General features: G+C 56.3%; 1 protein-coding gene. It reads left to right on the forward strand.

Features of this window, described 5'->3' with window-relative positions; all coding sequences use genetic code 11:
- Positions 1 to 232, forward strand: a 232-nt coding sequence (locus AAEY72_RS15615) for an alpha/beta family hydrolase (RefSeq protein WP_352311532.1), incomplete at its 5' end; no start/stop codon positions are given.
- Positions 233 to 254 lie beyond the last annotated feature (22 nt).

A 254-nucleotide genomic window follows, 5' to 3' on the forward strand; every position in this document is an offset into this window, starting at 1 on the left:
GAAGACGCCCACCTTGATAGTGCAGGGCGAGCGCGATGCCTTGGGCAATCGGGCGGCGGTGCAGAGTTATGAGTTGTCACAGAGTATCGAGGTGATGTGGCTGGTGGCGGGGGATCATGATTTGAAGCCGTTAAAGGCGTCGGGGTTCAGTCATGAGCAGCATTTGGAGGCGGCGGCCATCAAAACGTCAGGTTTTCTCGCCGGACGCTTTGCAGGCTCCTCCATGTTGTGATATTTCGGCTAGTGTTTTCGTG

The organism is Psychrobacter sp. W2-37-MNA-CIBAN-0211 (assembly GCF_040309405.1).
GTDB classification, from domain to species: domain Bacteria; phylum Pseudomonadota; class Gammaproteobacteria; order Pseudomonadales; family Moraxellaceae; genus Psychrobacter; species Psychrobacter glaciei.